The 14382-nt window shown below is 67.9% G+C and carries 13 protein-coding genes; 1 reads left to right on the forward strand and 12 read right to left on the reverse strand.

Annotation, left to right across the window (positions count from 1 at the left end):
- Window positions 1–9: 9 nt before the first annotated feature.
- The 12 genes from FJV41_RS21110 to FJV41_RS21165 form a co-directional block, all read right to left on the reverse strand.
- Window positions 10–3801, reverse strand: a complete 3792-nt coding sequence (locus tag FJV41_RS21110; protein ID WP_141644323.1) for a baseplate J/gp47 family protein — start codon at window positions 3799–3801, stop codon at window positions 10–12.
- A 3-nt stretch (window positions 3802–3804) separates the two neighbouring features.
- Window positions 3805–4230, reverse strand: coding sequence for a GPW/gp25 family protein (locus FJV41_RS21115; RefSeq protein WP_141644324.1), 426 nt, complete (start codon window positions 4228–4230; stop codon window positions 3805–3807).
- A 6-nt stretch (window positions 4231–4236) separates the two neighbouring features.
- Entirely contained in the window at window positions 4237–4539 is a 303-nt protein-coding gene (locus FJV41_RS21120; RefSeq protein WP_141644325.1) for a PAAR domain-containing protein, read from the reverse strand.
- 25 nt (window positions 4540–4564) lie between these two features.
- The gene (gene vgrG, locus FJV41_RS21125; protein WP_141644326.1) at window positions 4565–6364 is read right to left on the reverse strand and encodes a type VI secretion system tip protein VgrG; all 1800 of its coding nucleotides are present in this window, start codon (window positions 6362–6364) and stop codon (window positions 4565–4567) included.
- Window positions 6361–7062 (reverse strand): CIS tube protein, encoded by a 702-nt coding sequence (locus FJV41_RS21130; protein WP_141644327.1) that lies wholly within the window; start codon window positions 7060–7062, stop codon window positions 6361–6363. The genes vgrG and FJV41_RS21130 overlap by 4 nt, the downstream gene beginning before the upstream one ends.
- Before the next feature lie 2 nt (window positions 7063–7064).
- Complete coding sequence (locus tag FJV41_RS21135; RefSeq protein WP_141644328.1) at window positions 7065–7256, reverse strand: DUF5908 family protein; 192 nt, start codon at window positions 7254–7256, stop codon at window positions 7065–7067.
- 10 nt (window positions 7257–7266) lie between these two features.
- Window positions 7267–7797 (reverse strand): phage tail protein, encoded by a 531-nt coding sequence (locus FJV41_RS21140; RefSeq protein WP_141644329.1) that lies wholly within the window; start codon window positions 7795–7797, stop codon window positions 7267–7269.
- Between the two features lie 14 nt (window positions 7798–7811).
- The gene (locus tag FJV41_RS21145; RefSeq protein WP_141644330.1) at window positions 7812–8264 is read right to left on the reverse strand and encodes a phage tail protein; all 453 of its coding nucleotides are present in this window, start codon (window positions 8262–8264) and stop codon (window positions 7812–7814) included.
- Between the two features lie 57 nt (window positions 8265–8321).
- Window positions 8322–9878, reverse strand: a complete 1557-nt coding sequence (locus FJV41_RS21150; RefSeq protein ID WP_141644331.1) for a phage tail sheath family protein — start codon at window positions 9876–9878, stop codon at window positions 8322–8324.
- A 38-nt stretch (window positions 9879–9916) separates the two neighbouring features.
- Window positions 9917–11371: a hypothetical protein gene (locus FJV41_RS21155; RefSeq protein ID WP_141644332.1), complete on the reverse strand. Its 1455-nt coding sequence runs from the start codon at window positions 11369–11371 to the stop codon at window positions 9917–9919.
- Window positions 11368–11970 carry a Pvc16 family protein gene (locus tag FJV41_RS21160; protein WP_174489797.1) on the reverse strand — a complete coding sequence of 201 codons (603 nt, stop codon included), beginning with the start codon at window positions 11968–11970 and terminating at the stop codon, window positions 11368–11370. The genes FJV41_RS21155 and FJV41_RS21160 overlap by 4 nt, the downstream gene beginning before the upstream one ends.
- A gap of 612 nt (window positions 11971–12582) precedes the next feature.
- The gene (locus FJV41_RS21165) at window positions 12583–13467 is read right to left on the reverse strand and encodes an RNA polymerase factor sigma-32 (protein WP_141644334.1); all 885 of its coding nucleotides are present in this window, start codon (window positions 13465–13467) and stop codon (window positions 12583–12585) included.
- 305 nt (window positions 13468–13772) lie between these two features.
- On the opposite strand from FJV41_RS21165, the gene FJV41_RS21170 reads away from it, so the two are divergent.
- The gene (locus tag FJV41_RS21170) at window positions 13773–14219 is read left to right on the forward strand and encodes a hypothetical protein (RefSeq protein ID WP_141644335.1); all 447 of its coding nucleotides are present in this window, start codon (window positions 13773–13775) and stop codon (window positions 14217–14219) included.
- Window positions 14220–14382 lie beyond the last annotated feature (163 nt).

The raw sequence follows: 14382 nt of genomic DNA on the forward strand, positions 1-14382 counted from the left end.
CCAGGAGGCTCAGTAGCCCTCCGCCAACGGCTCGGCGGTGGGCGTACCGGCGGCTTGCAGCTCGTGCCGCGTGGCGGAGGTGAGGAAGTACCAGTCGGACTCCAGCGTCTCGGGCGGAGGCGTGTGCCCGAGCTCCAGTGACAGCAGCGCCGCGACATAGGGCCGTGTCTGGATGAACTCCGAGATGTCTGCCTCGGAGCCATACCGTCCCTGCCGCGTGGCGCGGGACGCGTCGTAGAACCACGGCGACAGATACTCCACGAGCTCGCGGTCCAACCGGTCGATGCTCGCGCCGACGTCCTCACCCACGCGGAAGTCCACCAGGGCCTTCACGGTGACGTGCACGTAGAGGGGGTTGACGACGCGAACCTGGGCGAAGGGGCTTGCGCGCTCCTGGAGATAGCCCTCGATGCGCTCCAGCATGTCCGAGGTGACCTGGGGCACGGTGGGGTCCGCCGACGTCGTCCCATCGCGTCCGGGCACCACGACGACGAGCACCGCGCCGGGCACACCGGACTGGCGCGGCGTGTGGGCGGGCAGGGCCTTCACCTTCCAGATGGACGGGAATCGCTCCAGCACCAGGCGCTCGTAATCCCACGCGAGCACGGCGCGCTCCTTGTGGCGCAGCCGCTCGGAGGCGCGGGCCTCGAAGGTGCGAGGCGTCTCGGGCGGACGGCCGCCGAAGGACGGCATCGGCTGGGAGATGCTCCCGATGTCAGGCAGCTCCTGCACGGAGAGGGTGATGCTCCCGGCCGGCACGGGCGTGTCCACGTCCACGCCGGGCTCCTGCCGCGTGGACAGCAGGGCGTGCGGCGTGATGTCGAGCGTGCGAGGAAACAACTCCGCGTCGTCCGCCACGGAGGCCCGCATCCACTGAATCGCCGCCTCCTCACCCGCCGGCATCAGGTGGCTGCCCTGCGAGCTGAAGGCCGGAAGGCTCAGCGCGAGGATGCCCGTGCCCTGGAAACCTCCGGTCGAATCGAAGAGGACCTGTGACGGCGCGAGCGCCTTCCAGCCCCCCGCCGTGAGCAAGTCCCACCGCACGACGGGCGGCTCACCTGTGCCGGTGAAGGTGCCGCTCAACTGGAAAAGCAGCGTGAGCGTCTGCGCAGTGTCCAGCCCCGTGAAGCCCAGGTACAGGTTGGCGGGCGCCTTGAAACGCGGCAGCAGCGACATGGGACGCCGCGTGTCGGACGACACCTGCTGGAATCCCTCGAATGGCAGCAGGTGGAAGAAGCGCGCGTCGTCCAACGTGCAGCGGGCCGAGTAGTGGACGCTCAGCTTCTGGAGCTGGGGCTGCCAGGGAGGATTGGGATACTTCAGGTCCTTCGGAGGCTGCATGCACTCGGTGAGGCACTTCTCGATGCACTCCAGATACTCCTTGCCCGTCTTGCCCGCGCACTTCCCCCGGCACTTCGCGCGACAGCCGAGCGGGTCCGGGATCTCGCCCAGCACCGCGCTGAGCACGTTGACGGTGTAGAGCGAATCACCGAAGGCATAGGACGGCGCGGCCAGCCGCAGCTCCAGCGCGCTGGTGGCGGGGTCGTAGTAGTCGGGCGGCGCGCTGGGGCTGATGTCGAACTGCTCCAGCTGCGTGTCCTGGCACAGCTCGCCCAGCGCGGCGGGCGTGGGATTGGCGCAGTCCTCCTTCGTCCGGAAGAGGTAGCCGCGCACCGCGTCCCACGGCTCCACGCCTCCCTGTGGGGACACGGGCGAGAGCGGCGATGCGAGCGGTTGCAGCGTCCAGGAGCCCGGCTGGAGCACGCGCAGGTCCGCGAGGAAGCTCTGGTTGTCGAAGAGGTCGGTCGAGGTCTTGCCGTCCGGTCCCACCACATAGTCACGGTAGTAGCCGTGAAACCCATCCGAGTTGGAGGGTAGGTTGAACCAGTCCAGGGAGAGGCGCAGGGTGTCGGGCCGCTTGACGAAGAGTTCGGTGTGCCGGATTCGCACGTAGGACCCGACGACGGGTGACGCGCCGAACAGCGGCCAGGGCGTGCTCGGGTCCACTTCCCCCTGCGTGTTCTCCACGCTCACGCCCGACAAGTCGGAGACCCGGACGTGCAGCTCCAGCGTGGAGAAGTCCACCGCGTCCAGCAGCGACACGGGGTGCACTTCGACGCCGGACCTCAACGTGACGGGCTCGGACTTCAGGAGCGCCCGGAGCATGGGCAGGTCCGCGGCGGGGGCGGCGCCATTGGGCACCACGGCGGGCGCGGAGGGCGTCAGCTCGAACCAGAGGCCAAAGCCGCGCACCAACGGCTGCGTCCCGTCCACCGGGTGAGGTGGCGGGAGGATGGCCTCGTAGCGCTCCACCGTCAGCCAGCCCTCGGCGGTGGAGACCTGGAGCGTGAAGGACTCGCGCAGCACCTGGAGGAGCACGCTCTGCGCGTCCAGGCCCGTCGCCGAGGCGAGCGCCGTCAGCAGCGTGCTCAGTCGCTTCGCGGAGGCCGGACCGAGGGGGACCTCCAGCGTCACCACGCGACTGCCGCCCGTCAGCAACAGGTAGCGAGAGGCGAGCGCGAAGCCGAGCGTCGCGGGCACGGTGACGGTGGTGGACGTCACGCCCGTGCTCCCCGCGCCGAAGGTGGCCCAGCCGGGGAGCCGCTCGTCGGAGGTCGACTCCGCGTCGGTCTGCTCCGGCTCCAGCGGCATCCGCGACGTGAGCACCTGCTGGACGACGGTGAGCGCGTCCTCCTCGCTGGCGGGTGGCGACGTCGGCAGGAGGGGCCCGCGCAGCACGCGCAGCGCCAGCCGCTGGGCGACAGTGGCGGGCGTGACGCCCACCGAGGTGTCCGAGGCGAAGAGGATGTCCTGCCCATCCGGACGCTTGCCCGCGGGAAAGAGGGTGCCCAGAGGGACGAGCGCTTCGCGCACCTCCTCGTCCTCGGCCAGGGTGAACGTGAGGTATGCGCTGTCGGGGAGCGCGGCGCGGTGGCTCAGGCGCAGGACGTCGCGGTGGTAGAAGCCAGCGTACCGGCCCGACACCGTGTTGACGGTGTCCTGCGCGGTGCGGAAGAGCTGCACGAAGGACAGATAGAGCGCCAGGTGCGGCGGATGGTTTCCCGTCGCGAGCGCCGCGGGCAGCAGGGTGGCCGTGAGGCCCTGGAGTCGGGACAGCGCATCGAGGAACGGGTCGAGTAACGGCTCCAGCTTCGCCGCCGCCGCGCGAGCCCGCGCTTCCTTCGTGGCGCCCTTGTAGCTGGCGCCGTCCGAGGCGAGCTCCTCCAGCCCCCAGATGGGCAGCATGCCGGCCGTGTCCAGCCGCACCTGCCGCCCGAGCGCCTGGGGCAGCCCCGCGCCCTTCGCCGCGCTCACCAGCGCGCGCAGCGCCGCGGACAGCGGGCCCTCCACGGCGCTGACCAGGCCCTGTCCGAGCAGCCGGGACAGCTCGCCCTGCGCGCCCAGGCCCGTGCCTCGCAACCAGAGGTCGAAGCGCCGGGCCAGTCCGAGGATGAGCTGGAAGGCGTCCGACAGCGTGGTGAAGGCCCGCTCGAAGCTGCGCGCCGAGTCCACCTCCCGCGCGGTGATGAGGAAGCGGTCCTCCACCGCGCTCGCATCCAGCGCGTCGATGGAGGCGAGCACCATCACCGGGTCCGCGAGGAAGAACTCCGACCAGTCTCCGTCTTGCGTGTTCTTCAGGTCATAGAAATAGATGAGCGCGCCGAAGCGGGGCGCGAAGTCGAGCAGCTCCGAGCGTGTGCGCCCGTCCACCGGCGCATACCCCGCTTCCAGGGCCCGCAGCCAGCGGCCCATCTGGCTGGGCGCGTCGTTGATGGCGACCTTCGTGTCGGGCGGGGCCATGGGCTAGGGCCCCTGCACCGGGATGCTGCCCTCCTGGAGATAGAAGGGGTAGACGAGGTTGCTGCGCGTGTTCGTCTGCGTGACGATGTACGAGACGGTGATGGTCAACAGTCCATCCGCCGTCGCATCCCGCTGCACCGTCACCGCGTCCACCGCGATGCGCGGCTCCCAGTAGAGGATGGCCTGCTGGACGTAGTCCTGAATCTGCCGCGTCAGCGTGGTGTTGATGCTGCGGAAGACCATCTGCCGCAGCTCGCAGCCGTAGTTCGGGAGCATGACGCGCTCCCCCAGCGAGGTGGACAGGAGCACCCAGAGGCTCTCGCGGATGTCCTGGTCATCGCTGACCATGAGCACGCCGCCGGAGCGCCGGGAGAAGGTGGGCGGGAAGCTCCACCCGGTACCGAGGAACGAAGGGGCCTTGGTCTCCATGGCGCCTCAGCCTCCAATCATCACCGTGGGAAACCCCACGAGGATGGTGCCGCCGTGGGCCGTCTTGTCCCCGAGCCGCGCGGCGGGAAGTCCCATCACCTTCACTGTCGTGGAACCCTTCATGACGGCGTCCGGTGGCCCCACGCAGATGGCGATGTCACCGACCTTCGCGGCGGGCAGCCCGCCAATCAGCACCGTGGGCGCGCCGGGGCCGGCGATGGGGCCTCCGACGTGAGGCACCTGCACGGGGCCCACGGGGGTTGTCATCGGGCACTGATGGAAGTCCGTGACGCGGGCGGCGGGAGGCATGGGGCGCACCTTTCGGGGACAGCGCTCAATTGATTTTCACCAGCGAGCCGCGGACGGTGAGGATTCCACCGGACTTCACCTCGGTCTGGGTATTGCCGCTGGCGGAGAAGCTCACGGACGCCTTGTTCGCCACCTGCTTGCCGCTCACGGAGACGTTGCCCGTGGCTTCCAGCGTCAGGTTGGCGCCCGCCTTCACCGCGACGTTTCCCTTCGCGGTGATTTTCACGTCCTTGCCGCTGTCCAAGGCGATGCCGCCCTTGGACAGGGACACGGTGTTGCCGTTGCTGTCTTGAATGGAGATGGCGCCGGACGAGTCGTCCAGCTTCACGATGTGATTGCCGGGCGTCTTGATGACGATGACCTTCTTCTCGTCATCGAACGACAGCTCCAGTTTGGAGCGCGTGACGACCGCCTTGCGCGTGTTCTTCTCGTCGGGCGCGGACGCCGGCGCGTGCTGCTTGCTGTACACGGAGCCGAGGATGACGGCGTGGCGCGGGTCCTCGTTCATGAAGCCCACCACCACCTCGTCGCCGACCTCCGGGTAGAACAGCGCCCCCACGCCGCTGGATGCATAGAATGTCGCCAGCCGCGCCCACACGCCCTTGCTCGGCTCCTGGAGCAGCGGCAGGCCCACCTGCACGCGCAGCTCGCCGCCGGGGTCCTTGGCCACCTGCTGCACCACGCCCGTCTGCAGCCCTTTTATCGGCGGGAGCTGTCCGGCCGCGTCCGGCGCCGCGATGTCGGGGTTCTCCACGGTGAACCAGCGCGGCGACAGGCCGAAGTCCGCCGCCGTCATCCAGCGCCCGTCCTCGATGTGGTGGTGCACGGCGCTGATGAAGGCGACGCCGTTGAAGCGTGGCCCCACGCCCCCCAGCTCCAGCATCTTCCCCACCTGCGCCAGCGCGCTGCCGTGGAAGCGCACCGAGCCGCGAATCTTCGCCAGCTTCGACAGGAGCAGCTCCGCGGAGGCCCAGTCCTGGAGGTCCGCGGACTGCAGCTCCGCGCCCGTCTGGAGCGCGAACTTCTTCGCGCCGAACACCTTCGCCAGGTCCGCGGAGGTGACGTTGCCCTGCTCCTTCACGGAGACACTGCGCGGTCCAGACTCGATGAGCTTCTGCGCGCCCGCGTCCCAGGTGTAGCCCTTGATGGAGGACGCGTCGAGCTGGGTGGTGGCGTCCATCTCCACCTGGAGGTCCAGGATGGAGCGGCCATAGGTGAGGTTCAGCACGGGCGCCTGGGAGGTGTTGGGCGGGGCCACCGTCACCTCGCCGCCGTCCGCCATGACGACCAGGCCGTTGAGCTGCGCCCGTGTCACCATCAAATCCCAGTCGGTGGCGTAGTACTGGACGATTTCCTCGTGCACCCCTGTCGTGGCCGTCACGTCGCTGGCCAGCCCGTTGCGCGACAGCAGCGTCTGGATGAGCGCGCTGTCCTTCACCTTCTCGAAGAAGCCGCTCTTGCGCTCCAGCGTCATCTTCATCGCCTCGTCGGTCAGCTCCACCACGAGCTTGGAGCCGGAGGACTGGTCAATCTCCAGGCCCTGGCTGGACACGATGCCCTTGAAGATGCGCGTGTTCACGCCGTCGTAGCCGGCGGAGATGACCACCTTGGCCCCGGGAATGAAGATGTCCTGGCTGCTGATGGGGAACAGGCCCGTGGACGCGCTGCCGTCGAACAGCACCAGCTTCGCGCGCGGCAGCTTGTTGACGCCCAGCCACGTGTCCACGCTGAGGACCTGGTACGTCTTGGGGATGACCTCACCGTTCGACTCGATGGTGAACGTCGCCAGCGCCCCCTCGTTCTTCTCCGGATAGGGCGTGGTCATGTCTGGCTCCCCTGCAGCGGCGGGAACATCAGCTGCGAGCCCACGGTGAGCCGCCGGAAGTCCGACAGCCCGTTGACCTTCGCCACCTCCAGATACAGCGTGCTGGAGCCGTAGATGCGGAAGCACATCAACGGCAGCGTGTCTCCCGCCTGCACCGTGCGCACGTGCGTCAGGTCCGGCGAGTTCATCCGCGCCTTGAGCGCCAGCTCCACCTCGTCGTTGTAGCCAAGGAAGGTCCCCTTGGCCCGCGCGCGCAGCGGCGTGCCGTCCGGCTTGAACAGCGTGTACGTCATGCTCAGCTTGGACAGCCGGCACTTGAACAGGAACGTGCCCCACGACAGCTTCAGGTAGTTGGGGCTGTGGATGTTCCCGTTGTAGGTGAAGACCAGGTTCTTGAACTTGGACACCTGCTCGGCGATGCCGTCGTCGGTGAAGGGCATCAGTCCTGGCAGCGGACTGGGCACGACTCCGGTGCCGTCGAACACCAGCTCCAGTTCCACCGTGTCCGCGGGAATCCGGTTGAAGTCCGGCGAGCCACCGGGGCTGCCCTGGGTCTGGTTGTCGTTGTACTTGACGCAGTAGGTCTGCGAGTACGACGCCGGGTTGATGTACACGGTGTAGCTGCCGACCTCCGACGTGAAGTCGGACTTCTGGTAGGCGATGACGTTCATCTTCTCGAGGCTGCCGGAGAACCCCATCGCTACCGCTCCTGTCGCGCCTTCAAGACCTGGAGGACGCGGCGCACGCAGTCCTCCACCAGCTTCTGGTGCGCCTGCTTCTCGTCGTCGCAGCCGCAGTCGCCCACGGGCGTGCTGGGCGTCTCCGGAATCGCCTCGCCGGAGCCGCCCCGCACGCTCATCTGGATGCCGACCTCGTTGACTTCCAGGGCCATGGCGCGCGCCTCACATCAGCCGGGACGTGAGCTGGGCCAGCTTGATGGCGACAGAGGCCGGGCTCCCCAGATTCACGCGCTCGAAGTAGTTGTAGGACAGCTCCAGCGACTCCGTGAGGATGCGGTTCTCCTGGGAACTCATCGGGGACACCTCCCAGCGCAGCGGCCAGGCGTTGATGAAGCCCCACGCCACCAGCGGCAGGCCATCCTCGTTGAGCAGCAACACGAGGATGTTCTGCGGCAAGAGCGGCAATGACAGCCCCGAGCCCACGCTCTGTCCGAACCACTCCGCCAGGAACGAGTCCCGCGTCACCACGCCCCGCTTGAGCACCAGGTTGGAGTACCTGGCGGCCTTGGGCAGCTTGTGCGTGAAGCGATTCTCGCCCCCCTCGGTGACGTCCTCCGTGTCCCAGCGGGCCTCGATGCCGGAAATCTCCTGGAAGGAGGCGTCCAAATCGCTCGCCGCCGCGAGCAGGGTCGCGGAGCCGAGGACGGAGACGCTGAAGTAGAACGCGCCTGGCGGATAGTAGGGTTCGGACATGGCGATGGCTGTGATTACGGCGCGGCGACGACGAGCGTTTCGAAGGCGACCTCGAGCGACTCCACGGCGACCTCGTTGCCTTCCGACTTGAGGTCCGTGCCGGAGAGCTTCGTGGGCCACGCGTTGTTCAGGGTCCACGTCATCTTCGGTGCGCCCTGCTCATCCAGCAGACTGATGATGACCGTCCGCCGGGCAATCGTGTTCATCTTGATTTCGTTGTACCAATCCCAGAAGCGGGCATCGTTGATGAAGATGCCCTTGCGCATCTTCACGTTGCCGACCTTGCCCAGTCCCGGCATCTTGATGGGAAAGAAGCTGGGGTTGTTGCCGTGCCGGTACTCGATGACCTGCGTCTCCGTCTCCAGGCCATCCACTTCCTGGAAGCTGACGGACGTGTCGTCCCCCAACTGGACGGAGAAATAGAATTTCGGCAACGGCCAGATATCGTTTTGGACTTCTCCTGCCATGGCGGCTCCTCGGTGAATTCGTGAAGGGTGGAATCAGTCGTCGAAGTCCGGCGGGCGCTACGCGCTGGCGCCTTCCATCTTCTGCTTGAAGGTCAGCTCGATGAACTCCGCGGGGCGGATCATCTGCAGGGTGACCTGGACGACCATGTAGCCCTCCAGCACGTCCTGGGCCGTCATGGTGCTGCCGAGGCCGCACTCCACGCTGAACGCATCCGACGCGGTGGCGCCCAACAGGCCTCCCTGGGACCACAGCCCCTGGAGGAAGCTGGACACCATGGACGTGACGGAGGCCCAGGTGTTGCCGTCGTTGGCGGCGAAGACGAAGCGGTCCAACGCGGCCTTGATGGACTGCTCGGCGTACGTGAGGGTGCGGCGCACCTGGATGTAGCGCCAGTCATTGCTGTTGCCGTCGAGCGTGCGCGCGCCCCAGACGACGGAGCCCCGGCCCACGAACTCGCGCACGGCGTTGACGGCCTTGCCATCCACCGGGACGTTGAGGTCCGCCTGCTGCTCGTTGTTGAGCTTGAACGTGGTGCTGGTGACACCGGTGAGGCTGACGTTGGCCGGCGCGTTCCACACGCCCCGGTTGGTGTCGTTCCAGGTGTAGATGCCCGCCATGGCGCCGCTGGACGGAAGCACGTCGTCCTTGCGGGAGATGATGCGCAGCATGTCCGTCAGGAGCGGCAGCGCGGCGGTGAGGTTCTGGTTCAGGACCTGGATGTCCTCGGGCGCCGTCACCGTGCCAATCTTGGCGATGTCCGCGTCCACCGCCGTCTTGCGCGAGGGCGCGTTGGTGTAGAGGTTGGCGCTCTCCGCCAGCAGGATGGTCTTGAGCGTCGCGTCCGTCTGGATGTTGGTGTAGTCGAAGTCGCTCAGCTCCTGCACCGTGGTGTGCAGGAAGGGGAAGTACGTCATCCCGTAGTTGAGGAACTTGCTGCCCAGCACGCCCCGGTAGTCGGAGATGACGGTGGGCAGGGTCGTCTGCGTGACGCTGGCGGAGCCATACACGTCCAGCACGGCCACGCGGTCCTGCAGCGCGCCGCACTGGGCGAGCATGGCGGTGGCCACCGTCCCGTAGTCCGCCAGCGCCGTCAGGTTCACCGCGTCCGGCACCACGAGCATGGTGGGGCCCACCTGCTCGGCGATGATGTCCAGGCCTCCGACGAGCGTGGCCGCCTCCAGCGTGCTCGTGTAGTCGCCGACGGAGACGATGTACGCGGTGCCGCCGCCGTTGGCGTAGAACAGACGCAGGCTGTTGAAGAGGACGTACTTGGTGCCCGCCTTGGGGACCAGGTCGTAGTACTTCCAGCCGGGCGTGGCGCCGGCGCTGTCATACACCTTGAAGTCGTAGTCGCCCGACTTCTGCTTGGTGGTGTCGGTGACCTCGGTGAGGTCGAACGTCGGGTCCGGCGCCCCGCCGAAAATCTGCTCGTAGTCCGCCAGCGAGTTGATGAGGACGGGCTTGTTGGGAATGGGCTTGCCGCTGAGCGTCGCCGTCTTGGTGTAGCCGATGAACGCGGGCACCGCCGTCTGGATGCCGACGACGGAGGGCGGGAAGGCGTCCAACTCGGTGACATAGACGCCGGGGGTTTTACGGGCTGTCCTGATGGGCATCGGGTCCTCTCTTCGCTTCGTGGGTGGGGCTTCGGGGTTCAGAGGTTCAGGTAGATGTCCGAGTAATCCCGCCGATCGAGGGGGGAGGGCCGTGGCCCCTGGGGCATGCCGGAAGGTCTGGTGCCGCGCGGGACACCGGGGAGCGGGCCCACCCGGGGCAGCACCAGCGCGGGCGAGGCCACGGGCACGTTGGACATCAGCGTGTTCTCGAAGAGGCTCTGTTCGCGCGTCCCCTGGAGCTCGAAGACGTAGTCGGGGACCTCCTGCAGCGGCAGGTCCTGGTCCGCGATGAAACGGTAGGTCACTCCCGCGCCGGGGACCTGGACGGGCACCGGGCCGGAGAAGGTGACGGGCTGGGGCGAGCCCACGTCGAGCAGTCGCAGCGCGTCGTAGCGGACGCCCTGGGGCGGCACGACGAAGTAGCACCAGCGGGTCTTCCGCCGCTCGAAGCGCAGCTCGGCGCGCAGCGGGACGACGCGGGTCTGCTCCGCGCCCAGGTGCAAATCACACAGGGGATACAGGCCCGTGTCTTCGGGGTTCGGCTTGGCCAGCACCAGGTCGAGGAAGGCCAGCGGCGTCGGGTACGCCTGGGTGTAGAGGACCTTGCTCTCGATGAGTATCCCGCCGTCGAGGTCGAGCTGGCGGACGGTGTAGAGGCCCTCGGGCAGGGCCGCGAGGTCCAGGTAGGCGAAGTCGCCCACGCGCTGCTCGGGAATGCCGGGCCCGCGCGCCACGCGCACCTGCTGACAGGAGATGGCGGAGGGCGCCTGCTTCCCCAGGAGCAGCGTGACCGGGATGCTGCACGGCTTGCAGAGGACCTCCTCCCCCGAGATGTCGAGCAGGACGATTTCGGCGGTCTCCGGGAGCAGCGGCACCTGCATCTGCACCTGGGCCACGCGCTGTCGGCTGGCGGCGGTGACCTGCTCGCCCGGGTTGAGCAGGATGGGCAAGGTCCTGGTGGCCGTGCAGTGGAGTTCCTGGTCCGTGGGCTCCGGCGGCTGTCCGGCGAAGTGGGCCTGGCGGTTGCTGAAGTAGAGGTTGTCCGAGGTGGGCTGGAAGTCGCTGGGCAGGTCGGTGAAGTTGACGAAGAAGGGCGTGTCGGGAATCAGCACGAAGGACAGCCACGTCCACTGGCCCGCCTTCTCGCGTCGCTCCATCGCCTTGAGCAATTGCGCGCGGCGGTTGAAGTCGTAGAGGACGGAGAAGGCGGTGCCCTCGTCGCGGAAGAGCAGGCCCAGGTCCCTGAGCGTCGCCGCCGTCGCCGCCGTGGGCCGGCAGACCAGGGCCGGACAGCGCCCCTCGGAGCGGTTGAAGTAGGTGTGCCGCAGGTCCACCGACAGCAGTCGCTCGAAGGTGTAGCGGCGCGGCGGCACGTCGTAGTCGTCGAGCGACTCGTTCGTGGCCAGGGCCCTGGCGAGGCGGGGCAGGTCGCCCTGCCGCAGCCGCAGGGGGCCATCCAGGGAGCGCTCGTTGGCGCGTCGGAAGCGCCTCATGGCTGCATCCCCTGGGGCCGGCCGGGCGCTTCGACACCCTTGGCCGCGGACACCTGGCCCTGCATGGCCTCGCCCCGGTAGGGAATCATCCGGACCTTGTAGAAGACGGAGGGGAGGTACTTCACACCCGCGAGCCCCATCAGGTGGTTGAGGCCCAGGAGGTCCAGGTCGACGAACTCGAACGTGAGCTTGTCGATGTCCGGGTCCAGCCCCGGCAGGCTCTGCTGGGTGAACCAGGGGGTCTGCTGGAAGAAGCTGATGACGTGGGAGATGGCCTCCAGCCCCACCGGGTACGCCTGGTCCTCGAAGTTGGCGTACAGCAGGACGAAGAGGTCGATGAAGAGCGGCGGCGCGATGAGGCCGTACGTGTCCGGCGACACGGGCACGTTGCGGTTGTAGGTGCTGACGATGGTCTCGTGCCGGATGTTCGCCAGGAACATCACCACCGCGTCTCGCGCGGGCGCCGCGGGACGCCCTTCGCTGTCCGTCAGGTTGGAGAGGACGACCCACGGCTCCTGCCGGGGCGCCGCCTCCGCGTTCCGGATGAACTCATCCAGACGCCTGCGGACCAGCTCCAAGGTGCCTCCCAGCTTGCCCAAGACGAGACTCCTCCAGCACGCCCGCCGGGCGTGTCTGTGATTGATGAGGGTGGTGAGACCCGGAGGGCCGCCGGGGTTTTCGCGAGCGAAGATCCAACCGCCGACCGTTCGCCACAGCCGCTGAATGGTTCACGCGAAGATTGATTCGCGAGATGGTCAAACAGTAACAGGGAAAGTCAGTGTGTCAATGGGGGTGGGGTTGTCTGACTTGGCGAGGAGGATGTCTATTGAAACCCCGCGCGTCTGTATTTGATGTCACGCGAAGGGGCGGATTCCGGCGGTGCGCTTCGCGGGCGTCAGCGCACGTAGGACGTCCTGCCCCCGGGGCGCGTGGGGCGTGGACGTGGAATCAGGGGACTGACCTGGAGGGTTCGCGGGAGGGGCCGTCCCGGACAGCGGGCCTCGGGTGGGGAGGCCGCGCGTCGACGGGAAAGGGCCCCCGGCGCCGCGCGGGCCGGATTTTCGGCCTCGCGCGCATTTCCGGAGGAGGAGGTCGGGTGGACCCCCGGCGAGCAGGCCAGGGACGTAGGGCCTGGAAACGAATGAGTCCGCCCTTCTTTCGAAAGGCGGACTCGATGTGAGTCAGCGACCCCGTGAGGGCGTCGGTGCGGGTCAGGCGAGGGCGGCGGCGTCCAGGCCCGCGTCGGCCATCAGGAGGGCCAGCTCCGCCTTGAGCTTGTCCTTGGCGCGAATCTCGAGCTGCCGGGCGCGCTCGCGGGAGAAGCCGAAGTGCTCGCCCAGCTCGCTGAGCGTCATCTCCGCGTCACCCATCACCCGGTTCTCGATGATGAAGCGCTCGCGCGGGTCCAGGCGGCGCAGGGCGCGCTGCACGAGGTCGCGGGTGAGGCCCGCCTGCTGGCGGTCGGCCACCTCGTCCTCGTGGGACGCGGCGGAGGACTCGACGAAGTCCAGGTGGGTGGCGTCGCCGTCCTCGCCCACGGGCGCGTCGAGCGACAAGTCCCGGCCGCCCATGCGCTGCTCCATCTCGCGCACCTCGGAGGCCTTCACGTTCAGCCGGCGGGCAATCTCCTCCGCGTTGACGACGCTCGCATCGCCGGCGCCCATGCGCTCCAGCTCGCGGCGGGTGCGCGCCAGGCTGAAGAACAGCCGGCGCTGCGCCTGCGTCGTGCCCAGCTTCACCAGGCTCCAGTTGCGCAGGATGCAGTTCTGGATGTACGCGCGAATCCACCACACCGCGTAGGAGATGAGGCGGATGCCCTTGTCCGGGTCGAACTTCTGCACGGCCTTCATCAGGCCGATGTTCGCCTCCTGGATGAGGTCCGACATCTTCAGGCCGTAGGAGCGGTACTCGTAGGCCACCTTCACCACGAAGCGCAGGTTGGCCGTGACGAGCTGGTGGCCCGCCATCAGGTCTCCCCCGCGAAAGCGGCGCGACAGCTCCTGCTCCTTCGGCTGCGTCAGAAGCGGGTACTGGTTGATCTCCGAGAGGTACGTGGAGAGGGAATCCGGGGAGGAGAAGTGGGAGGTTTCCTGCATGGCGTCTCTCGGGGAAGGGGGCCGGTGGGAGCCGCGCGTCGGCGGCACGGGACGGGTCCTTCGCAATGCATGTGCCACGGCTCTTCCCAAGCGTTCCCAAGTGAATGCGCGGGTTTGCATCAAGGGGGGAGGGTGCTTAAGGGCGGCACCCTTTCGTTTTTACAGGGGGGTATTTCGAAGTCTCTTCCGACTGTCTTCCGGCCGACAGTGGGAGCGGGTGGGGCACGTGGCGGCATCCAGGCGAGCGAGGTGGCGGTTGTGCGAGGCGCGTCCCTGTCTCGCTTCGTCATCGCCACCTTGGGAGGATGGAGAACCTGTTCCAGCTCTTCGCGGTGTCCGCGGTGGTGATGGGGGTGTCGCAGACCATCGCCCGCGAGCGCATCTTCGCGCCGCTGCGCGAGCGGCTGGGTGGCAAGGACACGTGGTGGGGATATCTGGTGTCGTGTCCCTACTGCCTGTCGCACTACGTGGCCTTCGTGCTGGTGCCGCTCACGGGGACGTACGCCATCGACGTGGTGGTGGGCGGCTGGCCTGGGTGGGCGTTGAGCTGGTTGCTGTCCTCGCTGCTCATCACCGTCATCGCCGCATTCTTCCGGGTCATCTTCTGGTTCGTGGATGAGAGCCAGGGGCTGGTGCGGCGGCGGCAGCGGACGGAAGAAGAGGAGACCGCGACGAAGCGGCTGGTGAGGAAGCAGGTGGAGCAGCAGGTCTCCGAGGAGCCCCACGAGCCGCTTCCTCCGTCACGGCACTGAGGGATGGCGCGGGACTACCCGTGCCCCTGGCATCATGAGAAGAAGGTGCCCGGCTGGCGTCCGGAAGCAGGGTCGCGCTCGCGGGCGTGGATCGGCTGCCGCCGCGACGACGCGGAGGCACCAGGGGCTCGATGGCGGACGACTCGAAGCGGATGGGCGAGAT

This window comes from Myxococcus llanfairpwllgwyngyllgogerychwyrndrobwllllantysiliogogogochensis, assembly GCF_006636215.1.
GTDB classification, from domain to species: domain Bacteria; phylum Myxococcota; class Myxococcia; order Myxococcales; family Myxococcaceae; genus Myxococcus; species Myxococcus llanfairpwllgwyngyllgogerychwyrndrobwllllantysiliogogogochensis.

What these genes read in the sequence shown, in the direction of transcription:
- FJV41_RS21110 (WP_141644323.1), bottom strand. Translation starts at nt 3,801, where the DNA reads ATGGCCCCGCCCGACACGAAGGTCGCCATCAACGACGCGCCCAGCCAG.
- FJV41_RS21115 (WP_141644324.1), bottom strand. Translation starts at nt 4,230, where the DNA reads ATGGAGACCAAGGCCCCTTCGTTCCTCGGTACCGGGTGGAGCTTCCCG.
- FJV41_RS21120 (WP_141644325.1), bottom strand. Translation starts at nt 4,539, where the DNA reads ATGCCTCCCGCCGCCCGCGTCACGGACTTCCATCAGTGCCCGATGACA.
- vgrG (WP_141644326.1), bottom strand. Translation starts at nt 6,364, where the DNA reads ATGACCACGCCCTATCCGGAGAAGAACGAGGGGGCGCTGGCGACGTTC.
- FJV41_RS21130 (WP_141644327.1), bottom strand. Translation starts at nt 7,062, where the DNA reads ATGGGGTTCTCCGGCAGCCTCGAGAAGATGAACGTCATCGCCTACCAG.
- FJV41_RS21135 (WP_141644328.1), bottom strand. Translation starts at nt 7,256, where the DNA reads ATGGCCCTGGAAGTCAACGAGGTCGGCATCCAGATGAGCGTGCGGGGC.
- FJV41_RS21140 (WP_141644329.1), bottom strand. Translation starts at nt 7,797, where the DNA reads ATGTCCGAACCCTACTATCCGCCAGGCGCGTTCTACTTCAGCGTCTCC.
- FJV41_RS21145 (WP_141644330.1), bottom strand. Translation starts at nt 8,264, where the DNA reads ATGGCAGGAGAAGTCCAAAACGATATCTGGCCGTTGCCGAAATTCTAT.
- FJV41_RS21150 (WP_141644331.1), bottom strand. Translation starts at nt 9,878, where the DNA reads ATGCCCATCAGGACAGCCCGTAAAACCCCCGGCGTCTATGTCACCGAG.
- FJV41_RS21155 (WP_141644332.1), bottom strand. Translation starts at nt 11,371, where the DNA reads ATGAGGCGCTTCCGACGCGCCAACGAGCGCTCCCTGGATGGCCCCCTG.
- FJV41_RS21165 (WP_141644334.1), bottom strand. Translation starts at nt 13,467, where the DNA reads ATGCAGGAAACCTCCCACTTCTCCTCCCCGGATTCCCTCTCCACGTAC.
- FJV41_RS21170 (WP_141644335.1), top strand. Translation starts at nt 13,773, where the DNA reads ATGGAGAACCTGTTCCAGCTCTTCGCGGTGTCCGCGGTGGTGATGGGG.